Annotated in this window: 21 protein-coding genes and 1 pseudogene; 13 read left to right on the plus strand and 9 right to left on the minus strand. The window is 63.6% G+C overall.

Annotation, left to right across the window (positions count from 1 at the left end):
• Positions 1 to 16 precede the first annotated feature (16 nt).
• Both CK226_RS24935 and CK226_RS24940 read left to right on the plus strand, forming a co-directional pair.
• The gene (locus tag CK226_RS24935; RefSeq protein WP_095793356.1) at positions 17 to 1237 is read left to right on the plus strand and encodes an acyl-CoA dehydrogenase; all 1221 of its coding nucleotides are present in this window, start codon (positions 17 to 19) and stop codon (positions 1235 to 1237) included.
• A 58-nt stretch (positions 1238 to 1295) separates the two neighbouring features.
• Positions 1296 to 1850 carry a flavin reductase family protein gene (locus CK226_RS24940; protein WP_245318270.1) on the plus strand — a complete coding sequence of 185 codons (555 nt, stop codon included), beginning with the start codon at positions 1296 to 1298 and terminating at the stop codon, positions 1848 to 1850.
• Between the two features lie 102 nt (positions 1851 to 1952).
• Here CK226_RS24940 and CK226_RS24945 read toward each other — a convergent pair whose 3' ends face one another.
• From CK226_RS24945 to CK226_RS24970, 6 genes are all read right to left on the minus strand, one after another.
• Positions 1953 to 2702 carry a ribonuclease activity regulator RraA gene (locus tag CK226_RS24945; RefSeq protein ID WP_095793357.1) on the minus strand — a complete coding sequence of 250 codons (750 nt, stop codon included), beginning with the start codon at positions 2700 to 2702 and terminating at the stop codon, positions 1953 to 1955.
• A gap of 23 nt (positions 2703 to 2725) precedes the next feature.
• Positions 2726 to 3889: a mandelate racemase/muconate lactonizing enzyme family protein gene (locus CK226_RS24950; RefSeq protein WP_095793358.1), complete on the minus strand. Its 1164-nt coding sequence runs from the start codon at positions 3887 to 3889 to the stop codon at positions 2726 to 2728.
• Positions 3890 to 3915: 26 nt separating this feature from the next.
• Positions 3916 to 5013, minus strand: coding sequence for an ABC transporter ATP-binding protein (locus CK226_RS24955; protein ID WP_095793359.1), 1098 nt, complete (start codon positions 5011 to 5013; stop codon positions 3916 to 3918).
• 10 nt (positions 5014 to 5023) lie between these two features.
• Complete coding sequence (locus CK226_RS24960; RefSeq protein ID WP_095774980.1) at positions 5024 to 5914, minus strand: carbohydrate ABC transporter permease; 891 nt, start codon at positions 5912 to 5914, stop codon at positions 5024 to 5026.
• Positions 5911 to 6870 carry a sugar ABC transporter permease gene (locus CK226_RS24965; RefSeq protein WP_095793360.1) on the minus strand — a complete coding sequence of 320 codons (960 nt, stop codon included), beginning with the start codon at positions 6868 to 6870 and terminating at the stop codon, positions 5911 to 5913. Before CK226_RS24965 ends, CK226_RS24960 begins: the two co-directional genes overlap by 4 nt.
• Positions 6871 to 6947: 77 nt before the next feature.
• Positions 6948 to 8426: a sugar ABC transporter substrate-binding protein gene (locus CK226_RS24970; protein WP_095789864.1), complete on the minus strand. Its 1479-nt coding sequence runs from the start codon at positions 8424 to 8426 to the stop codon at positions 6948 to 6950.
• Positions 8427 to 8639: 213 nt separating this feature from the next.
• Here CK226_RS24970 and CK226_RS24975 point away from each other — a divergent pair, with 213 nt between their 5' ends.
• The 7 genes from CK226_RS24975 (at position 8640) to CK226_RS25005 (ending at position 15682) form a co-directional block, all read left to right on the plus strand.
• On the plus strand, positions 8640 to 9350 hold the full coding sequence (locus tag CK226_RS24975) for a GntR family transcriptional regulator (RefSeq protein WP_095775052.1): 711 nt from the start codon (positions 8640 to 8642) through the stop codon (positions 9348 to 9350).
• A 55-nt stretch (positions 9351 to 9405) separates the two neighbouring features.
• Complete coding sequence (locus CK226_RS24980; RefSeq protein WP_095793361.1) at positions 9406 to 10572, plus strand: mandelate racemase/muconate lactonizing enzyme family protein; 1167 nt, start codon at positions 9406 to 9408, stop codon at positions 10570 to 10572.
• Between the two features lie 61 nt (positions 10573 to 10633).
• A complete protein-coding gene (locus CK226_RS24985; protein ID WP_095793362.1) occupies positions 10634 to 11992 on the plus strand; it encodes a mandelate racemase/muconate lactonizing enzyme family protein in 1359 nt (452 codons plus the stop codon).
• A gap of 104 nt (positions 11993 to 12096) precedes the next feature.
• Positions 12097 to 12423, plus strand: a complete 327-nt coding sequence (locus CK226_RS24990; protein WP_095793387.1) for an NIPSNAP family protein — start codon at positions 12097 to 12099, stop codon at positions 12421 to 12423.
• A gap of 9 nt (positions 12424 to 12432) precedes the next feature.
• Positions 12433 to 13632, plus strand: a complete 1200-nt coding sequence (locus tag CK226_RS24995) for a mandelate racemase/muconate lactonizing enzyme family protein (protein ID WP_095793363.1) — start codon at positions 12433 to 12435, stop codon at positions 13630 to 13632.
• Positions 13633 to 13744: 112 nt separating this feature from the next.
• The gene (locus CK226_RS25000; RefSeq protein WP_095793364.1) at positions 13745 to 15241 is read left to right on the plus strand and encodes an aldehyde dehydrogenase family protein; all 1497 of its coding nucleotides are present in this window, start codon (positions 13745 to 13747) and stop codon (positions 15239 to 15241) included.
• A gap of 165 nt (positions 15242 to 15406) precedes the next feature.
• A complete protein-coding gene (locus CK226_RS25005; protein ID WP_095793388.1) occupies positions 15407 to 15682 on the plus strand; it encodes a hypothetical protein in 276 nt (91 codons plus the stop codon).
• Positions 15683 to 15762: 80 nt separating this feature from the next.
• Here CK226_RS25005 and CK226_RS25010 read toward each other — a convergent pair whose 3' ends face one another.
• On the minus strand, positions 15763 to 16860 hold the full coding sequence (locus CK226_RS25010; protein ID WP_095793365.1) for a CaiB/BaiF CoA-transferase family protein: 1098 nt from the start codon (positions 16858 to 16860) through the stop codon (positions 15763 to 15765).
• A 105-nt stretch (positions 16861 to 16965) separates the two neighbouring features.
• On the opposite strand from CK226_RS25010, the gene CK226_RS25015 reads away from it, so the two are divergent.
• The 4 genes and pseudogenes from CK226_RS25015 to CK226_RS35645 form a co-directional block, all read left to right on the plus strand.
• The gene (locus CK226_RS25015) at positions 16966 to 17988 is read left to right on the plus strand and encodes an LLM class flavin-dependent oxidoreductase (protein WP_095793366.1); all 1023 of its coding nucleotides are present in this window, start codon (positions 16966 to 16968) and stop codon (positions 17986 to 17988) included.
• 53 nt (positions 17989 to 18041) lie between these two features.
• Positions 18042 to 18689 carry a ThuA domain-containing protein gene (locus CK226_RS25020; protein ID WP_095793367.1) on the plus strand — a complete coding sequence of 216 codons (648 nt, stop codon included), beginning with the start codon at positions 18042 to 18044 and terminating at the stop codon, positions 18687 to 18689.
• A 62-nt stretch (positions 18690 to 18751) separates the two neighbouring features.
• Complete coding sequence (locus CK226_RS25025; protein ID WP_095774970.1) at positions 18752 to 19099, plus strand: hypothetical protein; 348 nt, start codon at positions 18752 to 18754, stop codon at positions 19097 to 19099.
• A gap of 324 nt (positions 19100 to 19423) precedes the next feature.
• Positions 19424 to 19723, plus strand: a pseudogene (locus CK226_RS35645) (CatB-related O-acetyltransferase); the annotation flags it as partial.
• Between the two features lie 66 nt (positions 19724 to 19789).
• Here the strand turns inward: CK226_RS35645 and CK226_RS25035 are convergent.
• Positions 19790 to 21820 carry an amidase gene (locus CK226_RS25035; RefSeq protein ID WP_095793368.1) on the minus strand — a complete coding sequence of 677 codons (2031 nt, stop codon included), beginning with the start codon at positions 21818 to 21820 and terminating at the stop codon, positions 19790 to 19792.
• A gap of 113 nt (positions 21821 to 21933) precedes the next feature.
• Positions 21934 to 23019 carry a Gfo/Idh/MocA family oxidoreductase gene (locus CK226_RS25040; protein WP_095793369.1) on the minus strand — a complete coding sequence of 362 codons (1086 nt, stop codon included), beginning with the start codon at positions 23017 to 23019 and terminating at the stop codon, positions 21934 to 21936.
• Between the last annotated feature and the right edge of the window lie 2 nt (positions 23020 to 23021).

A 23021-nucleotide genomic window follows, 5' to 3' on the forward strand; every position in this document is an offset into this window, starting at 1 on the left:
CAAGGAGGAGAAAACGATGAACAAACCCATCAAGCATGGCTCATGGGGAACGACCGTCGACCATCGCGACCTGCTGGAGAAGATCGCCGAGATCGGGCCGATCCTGGAAGCCAATGCCGCCGCCGACGAGGAGAGCGGCGAACTGACCCAGGCTACGTTCGAGGCGCTGAAGCCGCTGCGCATGTCGCATATCTTCGCCGCCGAGAGCCTTGGCGGCGCGCAGTTGCCACCCACGCAGGGCCTTGAGCTGATCGAGGCGATCACCTGGCATTCGGGATCGGCGGGCTGGGTTTCGATGGTGCATTGCTGCATCGGCGCGATGTCGGCGGCCTTCCTGCCGGACAGCGCGGTCGCGCGGCTTTTCGCGCCGGGCACCGATAACCGTTTCTCGGGGCAGGGCGCGCCGCTGGGCATGCTGAAGAAGGTCGGCGGCGGCTACCGGCTGAACGGCAAGTGGAGCTATGGCAGCGGTTTCAGCCACGCCACCTACAGCCACAGCGCCGCCTTCGTCGATGACGGCACCGGCAAGCCCGCCAAGGACGAGAACGGCAATGTCATCGTCATGTGCGCGCATGCGCCGATCTCCGAGCACAAGCAGCTCGGCAATTGGGACGTGCTGGGCCTCGGCGGCACCGGCTCCATCGACTATGCGGCCGAGGAGGTCTTCATCGCCGACGATCTCGTCTTCCCGATCCTGACCGCGCCGCCGCTGCGCCAGAAGGAGTTCTTCAGCCTCGGTGTCGTGGGCCTCGCCGCCATCGGCCATACCGGCTGGGCTCTCGGTGCCGGCCGGCGGATGCTGGACGAGATCGCCAAATTCGCCCGCTCGAAGTCGGGCCGCGCCGGGCTGATCGGCGAGAGCGAGAAGTTCTGGCACGACTATGGCCGCGCCGAGGCCCGCTATCGTGCCGCCCGCGCCTTTGTCTTCGAAACCTGGTGCGACGTCGAGGCGACGGTCGAGGCCGGCAACAGGATGTCGACGCGGCAGATCAGCCTTGTGCATCTGGCCAAGTCCGAGATTCACGAAGTTGGCGTCGATATCTGCAACTTCGCCTACCGCGCAGGTGGCGGTGCGTCGCTGCGCGCCGGTGTGATCCAGCGCACCTTCCGCGAGATGATGGTGGCGGCCAACCACTTCACGATCGCGCCGTCGATCGTCACCTCGGCCGGCCGCGACATCGGCGGCATGTGGAGCGACCGCGTCTGGCAGTTCTACGACCTGATCGAGAAGAAGTAGTCCGAAGGGCCGGGCGGGTGGACACCGCCCGGCCGCCTTTCCACGCAGCAGAAGAGACATGTCGATGAACGCGCCGCATCCGATGACCAACGCCTTTCGCGAAGCCTTTCGCCGCCATCCGGCGGGCGTCGCCGTGATCACGGCCGACCCCGGCGACAGACCGGTGGCGATGACCGTGTCCTCGCTGATCTCGGTGAGTGCCGCGCCGCCGGTCGTCGCCTTCTCGCTGTCGATGAAATCGACCTCGTCCGAGCCCCTGCTGCGGGCCGAGACCATGGTGATCCACCTGCTCCGCTTCACCGATATCGACCTGGCGCAACTCTGCGCGTCGAGCGGTGCGGAACGCTTTCCGCCCGGGGGCGCCTGGGCGCGGCTGCCCACGGGCGAGCCGCGCTATACCGGCGTTTCGACCTGGTTTCGCGCACGCCGGCTCGGCCTGCTGCCGATCGAGGGCGCGACGCTGGTCGCGGCGGAGTTGCTGGAAGGCGAGGTACAGCCGGACGAGGTCCCTCCTGAGGCGCATTCGCTGGTCTATCTCGACCGTCGTTGGCATCGCCTGCACAAGGAACTGGACGGCGTGGCCGAGCTGCTCGATACGTCCCGTTTTCTGTAAGCCCACCTGTGGGCGAGGCGGGCTCAAAATATCGCTCGACGATATGGCGAGTGGCCATCGCGCTGCCGGAAGGGCTGCCACCCGCCGCGGGTGATCCCTGTGCTACTTCGGATTCCTCAAGCCGTTTGTCTTGCGCCACGCCTCGTACTCTGCGCGTGCGTCGTCATGCAGCGGATAATAGCGTTGCAACGGGGCGCCCTGGAGGAGCTTCTCGCGTGAGAACTCTTCCCAGTGATGATGCTTCTTCGCCTCTTCGATGACCTTTGCGGCCATTGCGACAGGAACCACCACGACGCCATCATCGTCGGCAACGATGATGTCGCCGGGGATCACCGTGACACCGCCGCAGGCAATCGGAACGTTGACGGCATTGGGATAGATGCTGGTCTGCACATGATAGTTCGGCGTCCAGCCGCGCAGCCATAGCGGCAGGTCGAGCTTCTCGACATTGGGCCTGTCGCGCATGCATCCATCGATGACGATGCCCGCGCCGCCTCTGCCCTTGAAGTAGGTGGACATCATATCGCCGAAGACACCCGAGCTCATGTCGCCGCGCGCGTCGACCACGACCACGTCGCCGTCCTGGGCGTGATAGAGCACATGCCGATGCAGTTGCGTCTCCGGATCGGCATATTCTCCCTCGTTGAAGAGATCCGGCCGCTGCGGCAGGAACTGCAGCGTCAGCGCCGGCCCGACGATCGACTTGCCGTGGTTCTGCGCCACCGGTCCGACCATATGCGGATTGCGGAAGCCCATGTGGCCGAGCGTGCCGGCAACGGTCGCGGCGCCGATCTCCCTCAGTCCCTCGATCAGGTCCTTGGGCGGCCGGATGATGTCGGAGGTATGCGTCATGGTGGACTCCGGTTGAAATTGAACTACCAGTTGGTGACAGAACCATCGCGGCGCTTGAGGTGGGGCGCTTCCCAGAAGCGGAAGCTCTGCGCCTGGATCGCCGCCTCGTTGACCTCGACGCCGAGCCCCGGCAGATCGCCGACCGGATAGGCGGGGCCGTCGAGTTGTGGTTGCACGGGGAAGAACTCGGAACTGTCGAAACCCAGCATTCTTTCCGGCACCCTGGTCTCGAGCCAGGCGAAATTGGGGACCGCGGCGGCGAGATGCACGGTCGCGGCCGTGCACACCGGGCCGAGCGGATTGTGCGGCATCAGGTCGACATAGTGCGCCTCGCTCCAGCCAGCGATCTTCATCGCTTCGGTGAGCCCGCCGACATTGCAGACATCGAGCCGGTTGAACTGATGGATGCCGCGCTCGATGTAGGGCAGGAACTGCCACTTGCTGGCAAATTCCTCGCCGATGGCGAACGGGATGTCGGTCATCGTGCGCAGGGATTCGTAGGCTTCCGGGGTTTCGTCGCGTATCGGTTCCTCGAGGAAATCGAGCACGCCGCGGCCGAGCTTGTTGCAGAAGCTCGCCGCCTCGGCCACCGACAGCCGATGATGATAGTCGATGCCGAGGACGGCGTCGTCGCCCAGGGCCTCGCGGGCCTTGTTCAGCATCCGCGCGGTCACGCCGATCGACTCGCGCGGCTCGAAGATGTCCTTGCTGCTTTGCCCGGCGGGGAAGAAGCGGATCGCCTGCCAGCCCTGTTCGTACAATTCGCGGGCTCGTTCGATGGCAACATCGCCCTCGGCCTCGTCTCCGGTCGAGGCGAAAGTGGGGACGCGGTCGCGCTGCTTGCCGCCGAGCAATTCGTAGACCGGCACGCCCAGCGCCTTGCCCTTGATGTCGTGAAGCGCGATGTCGATGGCGGAAATCGCCGCCTGCAAAACGCGGCCGCCTTCAAAATACTGGCTGCGATAGGCCTCTTGCCAGATGCGGCCGATCTGCAGGGGATCGCGGCCGATGAGGAATTCGCGATAGTGTTCGACCGCGCCGGTCACGGCCCTCTCGCGGCCGCTCAAGCCGCTCTCGCCCCAGCCGAAGATGCCCTGGTCGGTCTCGACCTTCACCAGCATCTGGTTGCGCGTTCCCACCCACACCGGGTAGGGCTTGATCGCGGTGATCTTGAGCTTCGTCGTCATCAACGCCCACGTCCCAAACGCCTGTCTCAGGCGGCCTCGAGAGCCATTTCAGTTTCGCCGTCGAACAGGTGCATCCGCTCCTGGTCGAACTCGAGCCAGATCTGCTCGTCAGGTTTGACGGCAATGTTGGGGGACACGCTGATGTTGACGATGGCGCCGGAGAGCAGCGCCTGCACGAAGGTGACGTCTCCGGTTGGTTCCACCGTATAGGCCTTGGCCGGAATGGCGCCGGGGACCGCGCTTTTGTGGAGTTTGATCGTCGAGTGTCGCGCACCGAGCACGATCTTCCTGGTGGTCGCACTCTGGGCCTTGCGCGCGTTGCGTTGCGACAGCTGGAGGCTCCAGCCTTCCGCGCTCTTCAGGACGGTGTCGCCGTTTGCCGTCGATGCCTCCAGCGGAATAAGGCTCATCGCCGGGCTGCCGACGAAGCTGGCGACGAACATGTTGGCGGGATGCGCGAAAACCTGCGCCGGCGAATCGTATTGCTGCAGATAGCCGCCGTTCATCACAGCCATCCTGTCCGCCATGGTCACGGCCTCGAGCTGGTCGTGCGTCACATAGACGATCGTCGCCTTGAGGTCCTGATGGAACCGCTTGATTTCGGAGCGCATCTGCACGCGCAGCTTTGCGTCGAGATTGGAGAGCGGTTCGTCCATCAGGAACACCGCCGGATCCCGAACGAGCGCGCGGCCGAGTGCCACGCGCTGCTGTTGCCCGCCCGAGAGTTCGCGCGGCTTGCGCTCGAGCAACTGCGTCATGTCGAGCACCCGCGCCGCTTCCCGGACCTTCTTGTCGATCTCGGCCTTGGGCAGCTTGCGCATCTGCAGCGGGAAGGCGAGGTTCATGTAGACCGACTTTTGCGGATAGAGCGCGTAGTTCTGGAACACCATTGCGATGTCGCGGTCCTTGGGGTCGAGGTCGTTGACCACCTGGTCGCCGATGACGATGTCGCCCGATGTGATCGGGATCAGCCCGGCGATGAGGTTGAGCGTCGTCGTCTTGCCGCAGCCCGAGGGGCCGACAAGCGCGACGAACTCACCGTCATTGACCGTCAGCGAAACCTCGTTGACGGCTTTGAAGCCGCCATAGGTCTTGACGAGATCTTTGAGGACCACATGGGCCATCGGCAACTCCCTAGTGCTTGACCGCGCCTTCTGTAAGGGCGCGTACGAAGTATCGTTGCAGGACGAGGAACAGCACCACGACGGGCACGCTCATCATGAAGCTGGCCGCCATCAGGCCTGGAAAGTCCGTCGTGTTTTCCGAGAAGAAGCGCTGGATGCCGACTGGCAGCGTCAACTGCTCGTTCTTGGAGAGGAAGGTGTAGGCGTAGATGTACTCGTTCCAGGCGCCGATGAAGGAATAGATCGCCGTGGCGATGATGCCCGGCGTCGAGAGCGGCATGACGATCAGGATGAAGGCCTGGAACCGCGTTGCCCCGTCGATGCGCGCCGCCTGTTCGAGCTGCACCGGGATGTTGTCGTAGAAGCCCTTGAGCAGCCAGATCGCCAGCGGCAGGCCGAAGGTGAGATAGGTGAGAACGAGCGAGCCATGCGTGTTCACCAGCCCGATCGCGCGCATCAGGATGAAGAGCGGCACGAGAAAGATCACCGCCGGGAACATGTTGCGAAGCAAGACGGTGAAGAACAGGAAGTTCCGGCCCGGGAAGGTGAAGCGCGAAAACGCGTAGGCTGCGGGAACCGCCACGATCACCGAAAGGACAGTCGTGGCGGTGGAGACGAAAAGGCTGTTCCAGAAGAAGCGGAGGAAGTCCTGGCCGACACTGTTCTGCGGATCGAGCAGCTTCTGGTAGCTGGCGAGGGTCGGTTGGTCAGGCCACCATTGCGGCGGGAATTGCATCGCGGCGAAGCCGGACTTGATCGAGGTGATCAGCATCCAGGCCATCGGCAACGCTGTGTAAAGCAGCATGAACACGAGGAAGATGCGCCCGCCCCAGCGCCATCCGTCTATGCGCATGCGGCGAGGGGCCTGGCCTCGAGGAGGAGTCTCGGCAATCGTGCTCATGCGCCCCCATCCTTGCGGTCGTTGCCACTTAGCGCGCGGACGTAGAAGTAGCCCAACGTCATCAGGATGATGAACAGCAGCACCGAATAGGCCGATGCCACCCCCCAGCGCTGCCGGCCGAAGGCGAGCTCATAGATGTGGGTGATCCAGATATGCGATGCGTTCGACGGCCCGCCGCCGGTCATGATCCAGGGGATGATGAAGGAGTTGAAGTTGGCGACTGCCAGCAGCAGGATCGTCACTGTCGAGACATTGCTCAAATGCGGGAAGGTGACGTGCCAGAAGCGCTGCCACGCATTGGCTCCGTCGACCTTTGCGGCGCGCAGCAGCTGCTCGGGAACCGTCTGCAGGCCTGCCATCATCATGATCATGGCAAACGGAAATTCGCGCCAGATGTTGACGACGATCAGGGAGGGCAGCACCGTTGAGACGCTGTCGATGAAATTCGGCGGCCGGTCGGCCAATCCGAGGCCGACCAGCACCGCGCCGATGATGCCGAAGTCCGAGTGGTAGATCCACTTCCAGATATAGGAGGCGGCGACCGCGCTGATGACCCAGGGAATGATCAGAATGGCGCGCAGGACACCACGGCCGAAAAAGTCGCGGTGGAGCGCCAGCGCGGCGGCAAACCCCAGGACGAAGGAGATGACGGTGGATCCCACAGTCCAGATCAGCGTGTTCCAGGTGACCTTCCAGAACACCGCGCTGGTGAGGATGGCGGTGTAGTTGTTGAAGCCGATGAAGGTCTTGTCGCGAAGCTGCAGGCCAGGCGGCGTATTAAAGAACGACAGCTCGATCGTGTAGTAGATCGGATAGGCGATGACGACGAGCATCACGGCGATCGCGGGCAGCACGTACGCGTAGTCGGCGCGATGCTCCCAGATCTTGCGCAGCACGCCGGCTCCACCGGATTGCAATCTTCGGCGAGCCTCGGCCTTGCCGGTCACGATCGTCACTTTGGCGTGCCCTTGTTCTTCGGAACGAACCGGCTGACCCTCGGAGCAGCCGGCTAAGATCGCAGGTCAGGCTCGGACTAGAGTCCGCCCATCAGGTCTTTCACCTTCTTGGCCGCGTCGTCCGCTGCCTGATCGACGGTCATCGCTCCGGTCAGGGCATTCTGCAGCATGTCTGGGATGATGATGTTCATGATCTCGGGAGATTGCGGCAGCGCCGGGAACGGGATGCCGTATGGCAGCATCGAGGTGGTGACATCGAGGAACTTGATCTTGTCCAGGCGCTCCTTCATCCATTTGGTCTTGAAGCCGTTGAGATTGCCCGGGTTCGAGCCGGCATAGGCCATCTTCAGCGACCATTCCGGGCTGGTCCACATGCAGATGATGGCCTTCGCGGCCGGTTCGTCCACCTTGCCGCCCTCGACATATTCGGGCTTCAGGATGTGGATGTTCGAGCCGCCGAACACGACCGCGCGCTTGCCGTCGGGGCCGGTCGGGATAAGGCCGTAGCGCATGTTGTCGATGACGGTCTGCGCCTTGTCCTTGTCGGTGCCGGTCGCCTTCTTCTGCAGGTCGAGCATGACGTTGTAGTCGGACGGGTGCGAGATCATCATGCCGAGCTGGCCGGCGAGGAACAGCGGCTGGTTGTCGGCCTGCTGGTTGGTGAGCGCCGAAACCGGAACCGACTTGTCGCGGACGTACATGTCGTAAGAGGCTTGCAGCGCCGCCTTGCTCTGCGGGCTGTCGAGTTCGATCTGCTGATAGGTCGGGTTCGCCTTGGCTTCGTCGAAGACGCCGCCGCCATAGGCCCACAACTGAGGCATGAAGCGATACGGGGTATTGCCGGCATTCTTGCGCGCCACGAGGCCGTAACCGGCAATGCCGAGCTTGTCGTGGATCTGCTTGGAATATTTGACGACGTCGTCCCAGGTTGCCGGAGCCTTGTCCGGATCGAGGCCCGCGCGCTTGAAGATATCGGCATTCCAGATGAACGCCATCGTTTCATTGTTGGTTGGAATGCCGTAGGTCACGCCATCCCAGGTCACGGCTTTCATGGCGCCGGGCCAGAAATCATCCGTCGAATACCCTACATCCTCGGGCTTGAGCGGCTGCAGATAGCCTTTTGAAGCGAACTCGGTGCCGCCCAGGATTTGCAGGCGGACCGCCATCGGCGCCGCATTGCCAAGGAGCGCGGTGCGGAACTTGTCCAGGAGATCGTTGTAGGTGAGGGCCTGTTCCTCGAGCTGGATGTTCGGATAAGTCTTGCGGAAGGTCTCGAAGAAATCCTTGTAGTACTGGCGCAAGAGATCGGGGTCGCCCTCGAACACGCCCTGATACCAGAAGGTCAGTCGCCCCTTGTAGTCGAGCGGGGTGACCTTGGCGCAATCGGCCGCCGTGTCAAATTCCTGCGTGCCCGCAATGGAGCGCACATATTCCGGCGACCACTTGCTCAAGTCGACCGGCGGAGCAGCCAGAGCCGGTGCGGACATCAACGATGCGATTAATGCAGTGGAGACAGTGCCGCGCAGGACGGCACCGCCGAGTGTGAACCTCGTCATAGGTATCCTCCAGGTTTCTCTCCCATGCCGCTCTGCATCGAGGCGAGCGGCTTTATTCGTCGACCGCGGGGACATCTCCTCAAATGTATCCCTTCGAGCGCTTTACACGTTTTCAGATCGCAGATTGGCTGTCAACGCAACAAATCGTACATTGTTTATGGAAATCGTGCGTGATATCGAAAAAGTCGTGTATTCATGGAAGGGGAACCGGCCTTGGCCGAAACGCGGGAATTCAAAGCAGAGCCACCCGAGGGGATCGATCCTCTTGGGGCCTCGAGCGAGGGCGCCTCGCTTTATGAGCTGATCAGGGAGGACATCATCGAGGGCCGGCTCGCCGCCAACGAGCGGCTTGTGGTCACCGATCTGGCCCGGCGTCACGGCACCTCGACCAATCCCGTGCGCGAGGCCCTGCAACTGCTGCGTGGGGAAGGCTTTGTCACCTTTCTCCCCAATCGCGGGGCGCGCGTGCGGCCCATAGACCAGGATTTTGTCCGCGATATCTACGAGATCGGTGTGCTGATCGAGCCGGCCCTGACGCGATGGTTCGTGAGCATGGCCACCGACGAGGACATCGCCGAACTCGAACGTCTTCAAGGTCTGATCGAAGAGAACAACTTCGCCGACACGTTCAGGCACAGCGAGCTGGACACCGCCTTTCACACCGTGATGTACCAGCGGCACTACAACCGCCATGCCGCCGAGCTTTGGTGGAAGCATCGCGAAGTGCTGCGCGCCGTGAGCCGGCGTTTCAATTTCACGCTCGCCCGGCGTGCCGCGATCATTCGCGAGCACCGCGAACTCATCGCGCATGTGAAGGCGGGAAATGCCGACGAGGCAGCCGAACTCATCGCGCGCCATGTCGAGGGGTCCGGGCGGCATGTCCTCGAACACATGCGCGCGCGCAACGCCGCGCGGGCAGGGTAGAGCAATCGGCCCGGAACACCGCTCTTCGGGTCTTCCAGATAAAGGTAGTTGAGAGATGAAAATCACGAGCATTCGGCCGTGGCTGATCAAATCCGATGCTTCTTATTGGGGAGAGTACCTGTTCGTCGAAGTCACGACCGACGAAGGGGTGAGCGGCTGGGGAGAGATCACCACCACGACAAAGCTTGCCAACCGTGCGCTCTGCACGATCCTGCGACAGATCGGCGCCGCCGTGACCGGCGAGGATCCGGCGCGCATCGAGCACCTGTGGCACAAGATTTTCCGCAGCTTCACCTATATGGGCAGCCGCGGCGCCGCCGTCGAATGCGTGAGCGCCATCGACATAGCGCTCTGGGACATCCGTGGCAAAGTCCTCGGCAAGCCAATCTACGAGTTGCTGGGTGGACCGGTGCGCGAGGAAATCGCGCTCTACACCCATCCCAACCAGGCCAAATTCACCAGCAAGGAGGCTGTGGTCCGCGAAATCAGCGACATCGTCGAATCCGGGCACACAGGGCTCAAGTTCGACCCTTTTCCGCATCAGGGCCGCGGCGCCGATGGGCTGTCGCGCGAGCAGCGGGACGGCTATCTCGATGGCAGCATGACCCGCAAGGACGAGCGCGAAGCAGCCGAACTCACGGCTCTGATCCGCGAAACGGCAGGCCCCGACGTCGACATCCTCATCGATGCGCATGGCCGCTTCGACGTCCCCACCGCCATTCGCCTCTGCCGCAGCCTGGAGGAAGCCGGCCAGATCGACTGGTTCGAGGAGCCCTGTCCGCCCGAAAGCCTCAACGCGCTCAAACAGGTTCGTGACAAGGTCAGCGCCCCAATCTCGTGGGGCGAGCGCGGCCATACGAAATGGGATTTCGTGCCGGTGCTCGAGAACAAGCTCGCTGACTACATCATGCCTGACGTCACCTGGACCGGCGGCATTACCGAACTCAAGAAGATTTCCGCCCTGTGCGAAGCCTACTACATCCCGGTCTCGCCGCACGATGCCGCGGGGCCGATCAACGTGGTCGCGGGGGCGCAGGTGATGATGACCGTTCCGAACTTCTACAAGCTCGAAACGTCGGAGTGGAACCTGGGCAAATACGATCACCTCATCGACAGACCGCTCGATGTTTCGAACGGCAGCCTCAAGCTGACGTCGAAGCCTGGTCTCGGTGTCGAGATGAACCGCGACTACCTGCAAGCCCATGAGATCGAGCTGAGCTAGCAAGGCTCAACTTCGGCACGCGCCTGGGGCGACAAGCCCCCGACCAGAACGAGGACAAATCATGCCAAAAACGGGTGGAGCCGGCGAGGCTCTCAATCGGGTCAACACGAATTCCAAGCCATCCGACCTTCGCATCACCGACATGCGGGTGGCCGAAATCGTCGGCGCGCCGTTCACCTCGGCGCTGCTCAAGATCTATACCAACCAGGGCATCGTCGGGCTCGGCGAGGTGCGTGACGGCGCCAGCGCCACCTACGCGCTGATGCTGAAGAGCCGGCTGCTTGGCGAGAACCCTTGCGACATCGATCGCCTGTTTCGCCGCATCAAGCAGTTCGGCGGTCACGGCCGGCAAGGCGGCGGCGTCTCGGCGGTCGAGATCGCGTTGTGGGATCTCGCAGGCAAGGCCTATGGCGTCCCCATCTACCAGATGCTCGGCGGCAAGTTCCGCGATCAGGTGCGCGTCTATTGCGATACCGATGCCGAGAAACCGAGCGGCACCGAAACCGGAAAGCGCCTCAAGCAGCGCATGGACCGCGGTTTCACCTTCCTCAAGATGGACCTGGGCTTGATGCAGATCGCCCATGTCCCGGGCGCCGTGTCCGCGCCCGCCGGCGCGCTCGAAGGATTTCATGCCAATCCGCGCGGCCGTGGCGGCACGCTCGAGGAGCGCAAGGCCCGCAATCTCGCCTACGACGCGCAGAACGTGCAGCACCCGTTCACCGGCCTGCATTTCACCGAAAAGGGGATCGACCTGCTCGAGCAGTACATCCACGAGGTTCGCGAGGTGATCGGATACGAGATCCCGCTCGCCATCGACCATGTCGGCCACATCTCGCTGCAGGACGGCATACGCCTGTCGCGCCGTATCGAGAAATACGTTCCAGCCTGGCTGGAGGATGTGATCCCCTGGCAACACACCGAGCAGTACCGGCAGTTGCAGGGGGCCACCACGGTGCCGATCTGCACCGGCGAGGACATCTATCTCAAGGAGGGCTTCGAGCCGCTGCTGAAGAGCGGCGGCCTTTCCGTCATCCACCCGGACCTGCTTACCAGCGGGGGCATTCTCGAGACCAAGAAGATCGGCGACATGGCGCAGGATCACGGCGTCGCCATGGCCATCCATATGGCCGAAAGCCCGATCGCCGCGATGGCCGCCGCGCATGTCGCCACCGCGACCGAGAACTTCATGGCGCTCGAATACCATTCCGCCGATGTCGACTGGTGGGACGATATCGTCATCGGCCTGCCCAAGCCGCTCGTCAAGGACGGCTTCATCACCGTGCCCGACAAGCCGGGGCTGGGCATAGACGATGTGGTCGACGAGGTGATCAGCCAGCATCTGCAGCCCGGTGTCACGGGGATATGGCAATCCACCGAGCATTGGAACAATGAATATAGCTGGGACCGGACCTGGAGTTAGCCCAGACCCCCTGCCATCATTCCCGCCAGGCTCACAGGGCCAACCACCGACCATTCGTGTCGACCTCGCCCAAGGGAGAGGTGAAGAAAGAAACGGACGAAACCATGATCTACGAACTGCGTATCTATGACTGCCTGCCGGGCAGGCTGCCGGCTTTGCTCAAGCGCTTTTCCGACCAAACGCTGGCCATCTGGGAGAGGCATGGCATCCGCCAAGCCGGGTTTTTCACCACGGCGATCGGCGAAAACAGCAATCGCCTCACCTATTTCCTCGCCTGGGAATCGCTGGCCGAGCGTGAGGCGAAATGGTCGGCTTTCGTCACCGATCCGGCATGGCACAGGGCCCGGGACGAGTCTGAGCGCGACGGGCAGATCATTGCCAATATCAGCAGCCAGCTGCTCACGCCGACAGCTTTCTCGTCTGTGAACTAGGACTGCGCCATGAAGATCACCGACCTGCGCTGCGCCGTCATCGGGCGGCATCCCATCGTTCGCGTCGTCACTGACGAGGGTCTCTACGGTCTGGGCGAAGTCGAGTTCACAAAGACCTATCTCAAGCCCTTCGTGCTGCATTTCCGCGAGGCGCTGATCGGCGAGGATCCGACCGACGTCGAGCGGGTGATGCTGAAGATCCGCCAGCGCGGCTCGTTCAAGCCCTATGGCGCCGCCGTCTCCGCCATCGAGCACGCCTTGTGGGACATCGCCGGCAAGGCGGCGGGCGTGCCGGTCTACAAGCTGCTCGGCGGCAAGGTGCGCGACAAGGTACGCGTCTACAACGGCTCGATCCGCCGCAAGCGCGCCGGCGACCGGCCGGAGGATTACGCCGCCGACGCCAAATGGATGATGGAGCAGCCGCAGAATTTCTTCATGATCAAGCAGGGAATCTCGTTCCATTCCAACATGAAGGACAGCATCGAGGGCTTCCACTACGGCGTGACGCAGAAGAAGGCCGGCTATCACGGCGCCATGGATCAGGGCGTGATCAGCGAGCGCGGCTTCAATCACATGCTCGACTGCGTGATCGCGATGAAGGAGGTGCTGGGCGACAAGGTCAGCCTGGCGCTCGACTGCGGCCCGGGCTGGATGCTGCCCGATGCGATCAAGTTCGCCCGCGCGGTCGAGAAGTACAATCTGATGTGGCTCGAGGACATGCTGACCGGCGACTATGTGCCATGGGTCAATCCGCAGGCCTATCGCGAGCTGACCACCTCCACATCGACGCCGATCCATACCGGCGAGCAGATCTACCTCAGGCACAATTTCAAGGAACTGATCGAGACGCAGGCGGTGCGGGTGATCGGTCCGGACCCGGCCGATATCGGCGGCATTGCCGAGCTCAAATGGGTTGCCGAGCACGCCTATATGCACTCGATCCTGATGGCGCCGCACGGCACCGCGAACGGCCTGCTCGGCCTCGGCGCGCTGATCAATGTCTGCGCCACCTTGCCGGCAAATTACGTCGCGTTCGAATATCCCAGCGCCTCGGACACGTGGTGGGAGGATCTGGTGATCGGCCTGCCGGCGCGGATCGTCAAGGACAGCATGGTGGACCTGCTGGAAGCGCCTGGCCTGGGGCTCGACATCGACGCCGAAGCGGCCAGGAAGTATCTCAGCGAAGAGGATGCGGGCTTCTTCGACTGAACCATCCTTCTTTCGCTCAACGTCGCCGGCATGCAGCCCAAGCTCCCCTTTCCATGTTGAGGTCGACCGCGCCGGGAGTAATAGTCGCGGCGGAGTTCGTGAGGAGGAAGAGATGACGCTCAACTTCGACCCGAGAGCGAAGGCCACGACGCTCTACCATGGCGAATTCCGGCCGATGTTCGTCGGCGGCAAGTGGGTCGCGGCGCGGTCCGGCGAGGAGATGCAGGCGCTGAACCCGGCGACGGGCGAGGTGCTGGCCACGGTGCCGCGCGGCGGGGCGGCCGATGTCGACGCGGCCGTGGCCGCCGCACGCGCGGCCTTCGAAGGGCCGTGGTCGAAATTCTCGCCCTATGAGCGACAATGCGTGCTGTTGCGCATCGCCGACCTGTTCGAGACGCATTGGGAAGAGCTCAGCGTTTCCGACACGCTCGACATGGGGCTGCCGATCACCCGCACGCTGGCCAACCGGCGCCGTGTCATCGGCATGCTGCGCTTCTATGGCGGCATGGCGACGGCGTTGCATGGCGAGGCGATCGACAACTCGATCCCTGGCGAGATCGTCTCCTTCACGAGGCGCGAGCCGGTCGGCGTCGTCGGCGCGATCATTCCCTGGAACGCGCCGACCGCCGCTTCGATCTGGAAGATCGCGCCGGCGCTGGCCACCGGCTGCACCATCGTGCTGAAGCCCTCGGAGGAGGCGTCGCTGACGCCGTTGCTGATCGCGCGTCTGATGCAGGAAGCCGGCGTGCCCGACGGCGTCGTCAACATCGTCACCGGCACCGGGGCGGAGGCCGGGGCGCGGCTCGCCGAACATCCCGACGTCAACAAGATCGTCTTCACCGGCTCGACGCTGACCGGACAAGCCATCGCGCGGGCGGGAGTGGCCAACCTCAAGCGGGTTTCGCTGGAACTCGGCGGCAAGTCGCCGATCATCGTCTGCCGTGACGCCGATATCGACAAAGCCGTTCCGGTCGCGGCGATGGCGGTGTTCGTGCATTCAGGGCAGATCTGCATCGCCGGTTCGCGGCTGTTCGTGGCGCGCGAAATCCACGACGAGTTCGTGCGCCGCGTCGCGGAATTCGCCGGCAGGCTGCGCATCGGCCACGGCATCGAGGCGGAAACCGAAATCGGGCCGCTGATCAATGCCAGGCAGGCCGGCAAGGTGGAGGGCTATATCAAGGCCGGCAGCGACGAGGGCGCGAAACTGGTCGCCGGCGGCTCGCGGCTGGCGGGCGCGCTTTATGACGGCGGCAACTTCATCGCGCCGACCGTCTTCGGTGCAGTGTCGGACAAGATGACCATTGCGCGTGAAGAGATTTTCGGACCGGTCATCTCGGCGATGCCCTTCGACACGCTCGACGAAGCGGTGGCGCGCGCCAATGCGACGCCCTATGGGCTCGCCGCCGGCATCTTCACCACGCATCTCGGCACCGCGCACAAGCTGGCGCGCCGCATCAAGGCCGGCTCGGTCTGGGTCAACATGTACCACGCCATCGACCCGGCGGTGCCGTTCGGCGGCATGAAGATGTCCGGCTATGGACGCGAGGGCGGCATCGAGCATCTGCATGAGTATCTGGAGACCAAGTCTGTCTGGATCCAGACAGACTGACGGGTGAATCTCGACACACCCTGGCGCGTGTGCGGGTCTGATGCGCTGTGCAGTTCGGTCCGGCGCAGGCAAATCGCGGGGCAGGCGAACCTGCCGGGGGAACCTTTGTTCGGCTGGTGATTTTTGCCTATATAGGAAATACGAATGGCCAGGAGGGTGTTGGCGATGACGACGAAACGGGTTGCGATCTGCGCTCTTGCCGTGGCGATGGCATGTGGCATGTCAATGTCGGCATTCGCCGGGTCCAGGCATCGCCACCACCAGGCCGAGCCGGAACGCTACGTTCCCGCCGATGACGATCTCATCGGCTTCCTGTTCGGCGGTCCGCGCTACTACGACCAGCAGCTGTTCACGACGGCGGCGGGCGCCTGTTCCTACCACCGGGTCGGGCCGGATGCGAACGCGTTGAACAAGATCAACGATCATCATTGCGGGAAATAGCTGGCCGCTGGGCGGTCAGCGCAAGCCAGTGTCAGGCCCGGCAGCCAATAGCAATTCCAGCAGCCTGAAACTGGCTGATTTCAACGGTTTGCAGCGGGACCCGCCAGTTCCGCGCGAATCTCGGTACCGTGTTCGTCGCGCGCGGGACCTTTCGTCGGCGTCTTTTGCGCCCACCCGGAAAAGCGCGGAGCGGCGGCTGCCTGCAGGACGCCGTCCACCGCCAGCCAGGAACCACGCGCGGCCATGTGTGGATGCTGTGCCGCCTCCCATGGATTGAGCACGGGGGAGACGCAGGCGTCGGAACCTTCGAACAGGCCGGTCCATTCGTCGCGCGGTTTTGCGGCAAAGATCGCCGCCAGCCGGCTGCCGAGTTCCGGCCAGAGATCGCGGTCGAATTGCTTGGCGAATTGCGGATCGGCGGCGAGGCCGAGCCGGTCGAGAAACAGCGCATAGAATTTCGGCTCGATGCACTGGACGCTGATGAAACCGTCGTCGGCGGTGCGATAGACGCGGCACCAGTGCGGGCCGTCGAGAAGGCTTTGGCCGCGTTCGGCGACGAGCCCGCCGGACTGGCCGAGCACCATCAGCAGGTTCATCATGTGGGCCGAGCCGTCGACGATGGCCGCGTCGACCACCGTGCCCTGGCCGCCGGCACGCGCGCTCATGATGGCGGCCAGCATGCCGATCACCAGGTAAAGCGCGCCGCCGCCTATGTCGCCGGTGAGCGTCGGCGGCGCCATCGGCGGCTCGCCCGGCAAGGAGGCGTACCACAGCGCGCCGGACACGCCGGTATAATTCAAATCATGCCCGGCGGTGCGGGCGAACGGGCCGTCCTGGCCCCAGCCGGTCATGCGGCCGTAGACCAGGCCTGGATTGGCCGCAAGGCAGGCCTCCGGGCCGAGGCCGAGGCGCTCCATGACGCCGGGCCGAAATCCCTCGATCAGACCCTCGGCGGTGGCGATGAGGCGCATCAGCACGGCGACATCCCCGGCATCCCGGAGATCGAGCGCGATGGAGCGCTTGCCGCGATCGAGCAGCGAGCGTTCGGGCAGGCCAGGCACAGGCGCCTGCTTGCGGTGGACGACGATGACATCGGCGCCGAGATCGGCGAACAACATGCCGGCGAAAGGCGCCGGCCCGAGCGCCTCGATCTCGACGATTCGCGTCCCTTTCAGCATTCCATTCTCCACGGCGTTCAAGCCCAGAGTACGGCGCAAGGTGACGGTGTGTAACCCCGCTGTTTTGGCATTGAAGCACGCGCCGCTCGCATATACTTCAGGGCCATGAAAAAAATCGGTTTTCTGTCATTCGGGCACTGGACGCCCTCGTCGCAATCGCAGGTGCGCTCGGCTTCCGACGCGCTGCTGCAATCCATCGATCTCGCCGTCGCGGCCGAGGAGCTCGGCGCTGACGGCGCCTATTTCCGGGTGCATCATTTCGCCCGCCAGCTTGCCTCGCCGTTTCCGCTGCTGGCGGCGGTGGGCGCCAAGACCAGCCGCATCGAGATCGGCACGGCGGTCATCGACATGCGCTATGAGAATCCGTTCTACATGGCCGAGGATGCCGGTGCCGCCGACATCATCGCCGGCGGGCGGCTGCAGCTTGGCATCAGCCGTGGCTCGCCAGAGCAGGTGATCGATGGCTGGCGCTATTTCGGCTACCAGCCGCAGGAAGGCAAAAGCGACGCCGACATGGCGCGGCATCACGCCGAGGTCTTTCTCGACACGCTGCGCGGCGAGGGGTTCGCGCAACCCAATCCACGGCCGATGTTCCCCAACCCGCCCGGCCTGCTTCGGCTCGAGCCGCATTCGGAAGGTCTGCGCGAGCGTATCTGGTGGGGCGCGGCCACCAACGCCACTTCGGAATGGGCGGCCAGGCTCGGCATGAATCTGCAGAGCTCGACGCTCAAATTCGACGAAAGCGGCAAGCCCTTCCACATCCAGCAGGCCGAACAGATCCGGATCTATCGCGAGGCGTGGAAAGCGGCAGGACACGCGCGTGAACCACGCGTCTCGGTCAGCCGCAGCATCTTCGCGCTGGTCGACGACCGCGACCGCGCCTATTTCGGCCGCGGCAACGAGAGCCGCGACCAGATCGGTTTCATCGAGGAAAATACGCGAGCGATCTTCGGCCGCAGCTACGCCGCCGAGCCTGACGTGCTGATAAAGGAGCTGGCGCAGGACGAGGCGATCGCCGAGGCCGACACGCTGCTGCTGACCGTGCCCAACCAGCTCGGCGTCGACTACAACGCCCACGTCATCGAGGCGATCCTGACCCATGTCGCGCCGGCCCTGGGCTGGCGCTGACGGCCGCGCCATGTAACCATCGATCGCGGTTGGCGATTCAGGAGGTTCACGGCATGGCGAAGAAGGCTTTGATTGCCTGGGGTGGTTGGGAAGGCCACACGCCCGAACGCAGCGCCAACGTCATCCGCGCGCTGCTTCAGCGCAACGGGTTCGATGTCACGCTGGGCCAGGGCACGGCGATGTTCGCCGATCCGGAACTGCCTTCCTTCGACCTCATCGTGCCTGCCATCACCATGTCGACGATCGAGAAGGCCGAGCTGCAGAACCTGACGGCCGCGGTTCGCGAGGGAACAGGCCTCGGCGGTTTCCACGGCACGATGGGCGACAGCTTCCGCAACGAGCCCGACTACCAGTTCATGACCGGGGGCCAATGGGTCGCGCACCCCGGCAACATCATCGACTATCGGGTGGTGATCACACAGCCCGACGACCCGATCACCAGAGGCGTCGGTGATTTCGCATACCGGTCGGAGCAGTATTACATGCATGTAGACCCCAGCAACGAGGTGCTGGCGACGACCACTTTCAGCGACGCGCATTTCCCGGGCATCGATGGTGTCGTCATGCCGGTGGTCTGGAAGCGAAGGTATGGCGCGGGGAAGGTGTTTTACAGTTCCCTTGGGCACACCGCGGACGAGTTCGCGGTGCCGGAAATGGCGCTGATTGTCGAGCGCGGTCTGCTGTGGGCGGCGCGGGGGTAGCGGCACGCGAAATCCCGTGAAAATCTGGGCCGAATTCGCTGGGACATCTACGGAGATATCCAATGAGTGATTTCAACTGGTCCACATCCGAGAAGAAGCTCGCGCGCCATGCCTTCGATACGGCTCTTGAGACGGCCCTCGCAAAGACGATGGCCGAATTCAAAAGCAAGGCCGGTGCGGTGACGCAGCCCTCCGAGATGTGGGAGCTGGAAGACTATTTGCGCGAACGGCGGCGGGACATCGATCGGACGTTCGATTACCGCTATTCCCAGCTTCTCTACGTGTTTGCGCAGCTCATTCGCGCAGGTTATCTCGATGAAAAGCTGCTTGTCGGCTTGTCGCAGGACAAACGAGACGTCATTCAGCGGGACTTGGCCTTTGTGGCGAGTCGCTCGGCCAGCTTTCCGTGACGGCCGGTCAAGACCAACCATGGCTTGGAAAAAATGGGATTTGCAAGAAGACTTCGAACCATGCTCGGTCTTCGACGAGCGCCAAAGCCGGAAAACATACCGCAGCACGCATCGATCGGGCGAAGAACGCTCTTCTACACAAAGCCCAGCAATATTTATGGCTGTGACGAGACCTCACCGCTTGAAATAGGAGCGTTCTGCTCCATTGCGGAGGAGACGCTATTCCTTTGTCGTGCCAATCATCCGACGCACTTTGTCTCGACTTTTCCATTCGAAGTTCACATGACAAATTCGATCGCGGCATATGATGATCTGGTGGTCAACGGGCCGACAAAAATCGGCAACGACGTATGGATTGGTCGACGCGCAATCATCCTGCCGGGAATAACCATTGGAGACGGTGCCGTTGTCGGAGCCGGCTCGGTCGTCACCAAGGACGTGGCGCCCTACGCGGTCGTGGCGGGAAATCCTGCCAGGTTCATCCGGAACAGGTTTACCGATGACCAGATCGCGAGTTTGCTCGCTATACGCTGGTGGGAATGGAGCGACGAGAGGATCAAGGCCGACCTGCCGACCTTCTATGGATCCATTGATGCCTTCATCGCCGCCAACCGCGCATCATAGCCCAACGGCGTCAATCCAGAATCCATGGAACTGCTTTCCGCTTGTGCCGAACGGCACATCATGCCCTCACTCAATTCCTCCCGTGATCACATAGGCGCCGGCGCTGCGTCCATCCTCCAACCGCACCACCACTGTCACGATCGAGCCATAGGAGCCGCGCCAGACGCTGTGGAGGCGCTGATGCTCGGCGGCCGGCACGAGTGCACGCCCGCTGAAGCGCGCCGCGGCCCGCTGCATCGCGACCGGCTCTCCGTTGACATGGACTTCGACGTCGGCGTCTTTGGCTTCGGTTGGCTCGACAGGCAGGTCGAGCGTAACTGTGATCTCGTCCTGATCTCCGGAACTGCGCGTCTCAGCGGCGAGCGCGATGGCAAGTCGCGGTGGCGCCTTGCCATTGCCGGCTCGGCTGGGTCGTCCTGAAAACACATCGTCGGTCAGCTCGGGCGTGCGTGGCGGGCTTGTGCGGCGCTGGGTGGCGCGCTCGAAATCGCCGGCCATGCGCAGCAGTTTTTCATCGTCATAGGCCTTGCCGGCGAAGGTCAGGCCGACCGGCATGCCGATGTCGGCCATCGTGCCCATCGGCACGGTGACGGTCGGGATGCCGAAATGGCGCCAGACAAGATTGCCGTTGGCGACCCAGGTGCCGTTGCGCCAGGCAAGGTCCGCCGACGCCTCGTTAATGTCGGCGTTGGCCGGGCCGACATCGGCGGCGGCTGGCAGCACCACGGCGTCGATGCCTTGCGCGTCGAGCCAGTCCTCGAAATCGATCCGCCGTGTCGCTTCCAGCCCTTTCAGGCCGTCTTCAAGCGTTGGGATGTCCCTGAAGGGCGTGACGCCGGATTTGGCGCGTTCGACATAGTCCGCCAGGTCGAAGCCGTCCTCATAGCGGTCGGGCAGCGTGCCGGGCGGCTGCGGGAAGATCTTCGGGCCATCGACCGAAGCGAGATCGTGCAGGGCCGGGTCGGCGTTGGCGCGCAGGAAATCGTCCCAGCCCCAGATGCAGAGATCCCAGATTTCGCGGTCGGCGAAATCCGGCGGCACCAGCCCGCGCTCGACCATGGTGCGGGCGCCGGGACGGTCGCGCTCGTAGTTGGAGACGACGGGGAAATCGACTTCGACCACTTCGGCGCCAAGCCGTTCGAGGTCGGCCGCCGCCTGTCCCCACAGGGCGAGCACCGAGGCACGGGTTTCGATCGGTTTATCGGCCTCGCTGTCGCGGCCGATATACATTTTCGGCACGCCGAGCCGCTTGCCTTTCAGTGAGCCCGCAAGCACCAGATCGGCACAGCGCTGCGGCCGCACTTGAGAGCTTTTCGGCAGCGCGACCCAAGGCTGCGCACGCCAGAAATCGCCGCGCGTCTGCGGGTCGTCGGCGACGATCACGTCGAGCAGTTCGAGCATGTCAGGCATGGTCCGCGTGTGCGGCACCACGACATCCATGGTCGGCACCAATGGCCAGTTGCCGCGCACGGAAATGACGCCGCGCGACGGCGTGTAGGCGACCAGCGCATTGTTGGTGGCCGGCGCCCGGCCGGACGACCAGGTCTCCTCGCCGAGCCCGAAGGCGCAGAAGCTGGCGGCCGTTGCGGTGCCGGACCCGTTGGACGACCCCGAGGCGAAGGCGGCGGTCAGGTAATCGGCATTGTAGGGGCTTTCGGCGCGGCCATAGACGCCGCGCTGCATGCCGCCATTGGCCATCGGTGGCATGTTGGTGAGGCCGATCAGCACCGCGCCGCCGGCGCGCAGCCGGGCGATGGTGAAGGCGTCCTCATTGGCGACCAGGTGCTCGAAGGCCGGCGAGCCGGCGGCGACCGTCAGGCCTTTGACCTTGTAGCTGTCCTTGGCGGTGTAGGGGATGCCGTCGAGCGGGCCGAGCAAGGTATTGTTGCGCCGCCGCTGGTCGGAAGCCGCTGCTTCTTCGAACATGGACGGATTGAGCACGGGGACGGCGTTGAGGCTGACGCCATGCCGGTCGAAATGCGCGATCCGCCTGAGATACGCCGCGACCAGCTCGACGCTGGTGACCGTGCCGTCATCGAGGGCGCGGCGCAGTTGATGGATCGTCGCTTCGACGAGATGAAGGCTGGCATCGGTCATCACGGGTCCCAGGCTGTTATCTGTATGCCATGGATGAGCGAGCCCGCTTCCTTCGGCAAGGGCCAGCAGTCAATCTTTGTCGGAACGTGGTTTTCCTGCCTTGCCGACAGTGCTCAGGCGTCTCCGCCGCTCTCCTTCATGCGCTCGATGATCGCGGCCATCAGCGCCAGGTCGCGGCGGGAATCGGCGAGGTCGGTCAGCGGCTTGGTGCCCTCGATGATATGCCGATGGAAAATCTCCAACTCGTTGGAGAAAGCATCGCCGTAAAGCGGCCCGAAGCTTTTCGTTACCGGGCCGAGCGGGCCGGCTTCGGTGACCTCGAGCCTGGTCGGCAGGCTGCGGATGTAGGGCGTGTCGTAGATGATGCGCACGCGCCTGGTGTTGGAGCGCACCTCGATCATGGCGTCGAACAGGCCGAGGTCGTCGACGACCGCATCATAGAGACAGGCGAAATGGCCGTAGTCGAAGGTGACCGACGTGTTGGCGCCGCCATTGGTGCGGTGCGCGGCAATCACGCCCTTGGGCTCGCCGATGAGACCGCGCATCGCCGAGATGTGGTGCGAGGACAGCGCCGTCAGCCCGCGATAGGCGCGCACCAGGTCGGCCGGCGCGTCGGTGCCGACAACCTCGCGGATCAGCGCGTCACGCTCCCTGGCGCCGCGCGCCAGCAGGGCACGATCAATGTCGTTGGGGTAGAGGATGTTCTGGCTCTTCTTCAGGAAATGCCGGCCCTCCGAGATCAGGTCGAAGATGCGGACATGGGTGATGTCGGCATGATCAGGCAATTCGTCCTGGGCCGCCAGATAGGCCGGCGCATAGCGGCGCATATAGCCGACGAACAGGGTCTTCCTGTAGGCCGGCATCAGCGCCAGCAGCTCGTCGATCTCGCGCACCGTGAGACAAGCGGGCTTCTCGAGCAGGATGTGCTTGTCGGCTTGCATGGCGGCGCGGACGAAGCGGCTGTGGGTGTCGTCCGACGACAGCACGAAGACGACGTCGATGTCAGGGGAATTGATCAGCGCCTCGGCCGTGTCGAAGGCTCTTGCGGCATATTCGGATGTGACGAGCGTCACCAGGCTTGGCGAAACGTCGTAAACGCCCGCGATTGCCCAGCGGTCGCGCTGGTCAGCCAGAACGGGCAGATGGATCGACTGCGCGACCTCTCCAAGACCCACAAGCCCGACACGAAGTGGCGCCACTC

This window comes from Mesorhizobium sp. WSM4311 (assembly GCF_002295115.1).
Taxonomy (GTDB): Bacteria; Pseudomonadota; Alphaproteobacteria; order Rhizobiales; family Rhizobiaceae; genus Mesorhizobium.

Coding starts and splice junctions, on each gene's coding strand:
- CK226_RS24935 (WP_095793356.1), top strand. CDS start 17: ATGAACAAACCCATCAAGCATGGCTCATGGGGAACGACCGTCGACCAT.
- CK226_RS24940 (WP_245318270.1), top strand. CDS start 1,296: ATGTCGATGAACGCGCCGCATCCGATGACCAACGCCTTTCGCGAAGCC.
- CK226_RS24945 (WP_095793357.1), bottom strand. CDS start 2,702: ATGACGCATACCTCCGACATCATCCGGCCGCCCAAGGACCTGATCGAG.
- CK226_RS24950 (WP_095793358.1), bottom strand. CDS start 3,889: ATGACGACGAAGCTCAAGATCACCGCGATCAAGCCCTACCCGGTGTGG.
- CK226_RS24955 (WP_095793359.1), bottom strand. CDS start 5,013: ATGGCCCATGTGGTCCTCAAAGATCTCGTCAAGACCTATGGCGGCTTC.
- CK226_RS24960 (WP_095774980.1), bottom strand. CDS start 5,914: ATGAGCACGATTGCCGAGACTCCTCCTCGAGGCCAGGCCCCTCGCCGC.
- CK226_RS24970 (WP_095789864.1), bottom strand. CDS start 8,426: ATGACGAGGTTCACACTCGGCGGTGCCGTCCTGCGCGGCACTGTCTCC.
- CK226_RS24980 (WP_095793361.1), top strand. CDS start 9,406: ATGAAAATCACGAGCATTCGGCCGTGGCTGATCAAATCCGATGCTTCT.
- CK226_RS24985 (WP_095793362.1), top strand. CDS start 10,634: ATGCCAAAAACGGGTGGAGCCGGCGAGGCTCTCAATCGGGTCAACACG.
- CK226_RS24990 (WP_095793387.1), top strand. CDS start 12,097: ATGATCTACGAACTGCGTATCTATGACTGCCTGCCGGGCAGGCTGCCG.
- CK226_RS24995 (WP_095793363.1), top strand. CDS start 12,433: ATGAAGATCACCGACCTGCGCTGCGCCGTCATCGGGCGGCATCCCATC.
- CK226_RS25000 (WP_095793364.1), top strand. CDS start 13,745: ATGACGCTCAACTTCGACCCGAGAGCGAAGGCCACGACGCTCTACCAT.
- CK226_RS25005 (WP_095793388.1), top strand. CDS start 15,407: ATGACGACGAAACGGGTTGCGATCTGCGCTCTTGCCGTGGCGATGGCA.
- CK226_RS25010 (WP_095793365.1), bottom strand. CDS start 16,860: ATGCTGAAAGGGACGCGAATCGTCGAGATCGAGGCGCTCGGGCCGGCG.
- CK226_RS25015 (WP_095793366.1), top strand. CDS start 16,966: ATGAAAAAAATCGGTTTTCTGTCATTCGGGCACTGGACGCCCTCGTCG.
- CK226_RS25020 (WP_095793367.1), top strand. CDS start 18,042: ATGGCGAAGAAGGCTTTGATTGCCTGGGGTGGTTGGGAAGGCCACACG.
- CK226_RS25025 (WP_095774970.1), top strand. CDS start 18,752: ATGAGTGATTTCAACTGGTCCACATCCGAGAAGAAGCTCGCGCGCCAT.
- CK226_RS25035 (WP_095793368.1), bottom strand. CDS start 21,820: ATGACCGATGCCAGCCTTCATCTCGTCGAAGCGACGATCCATCAACTG.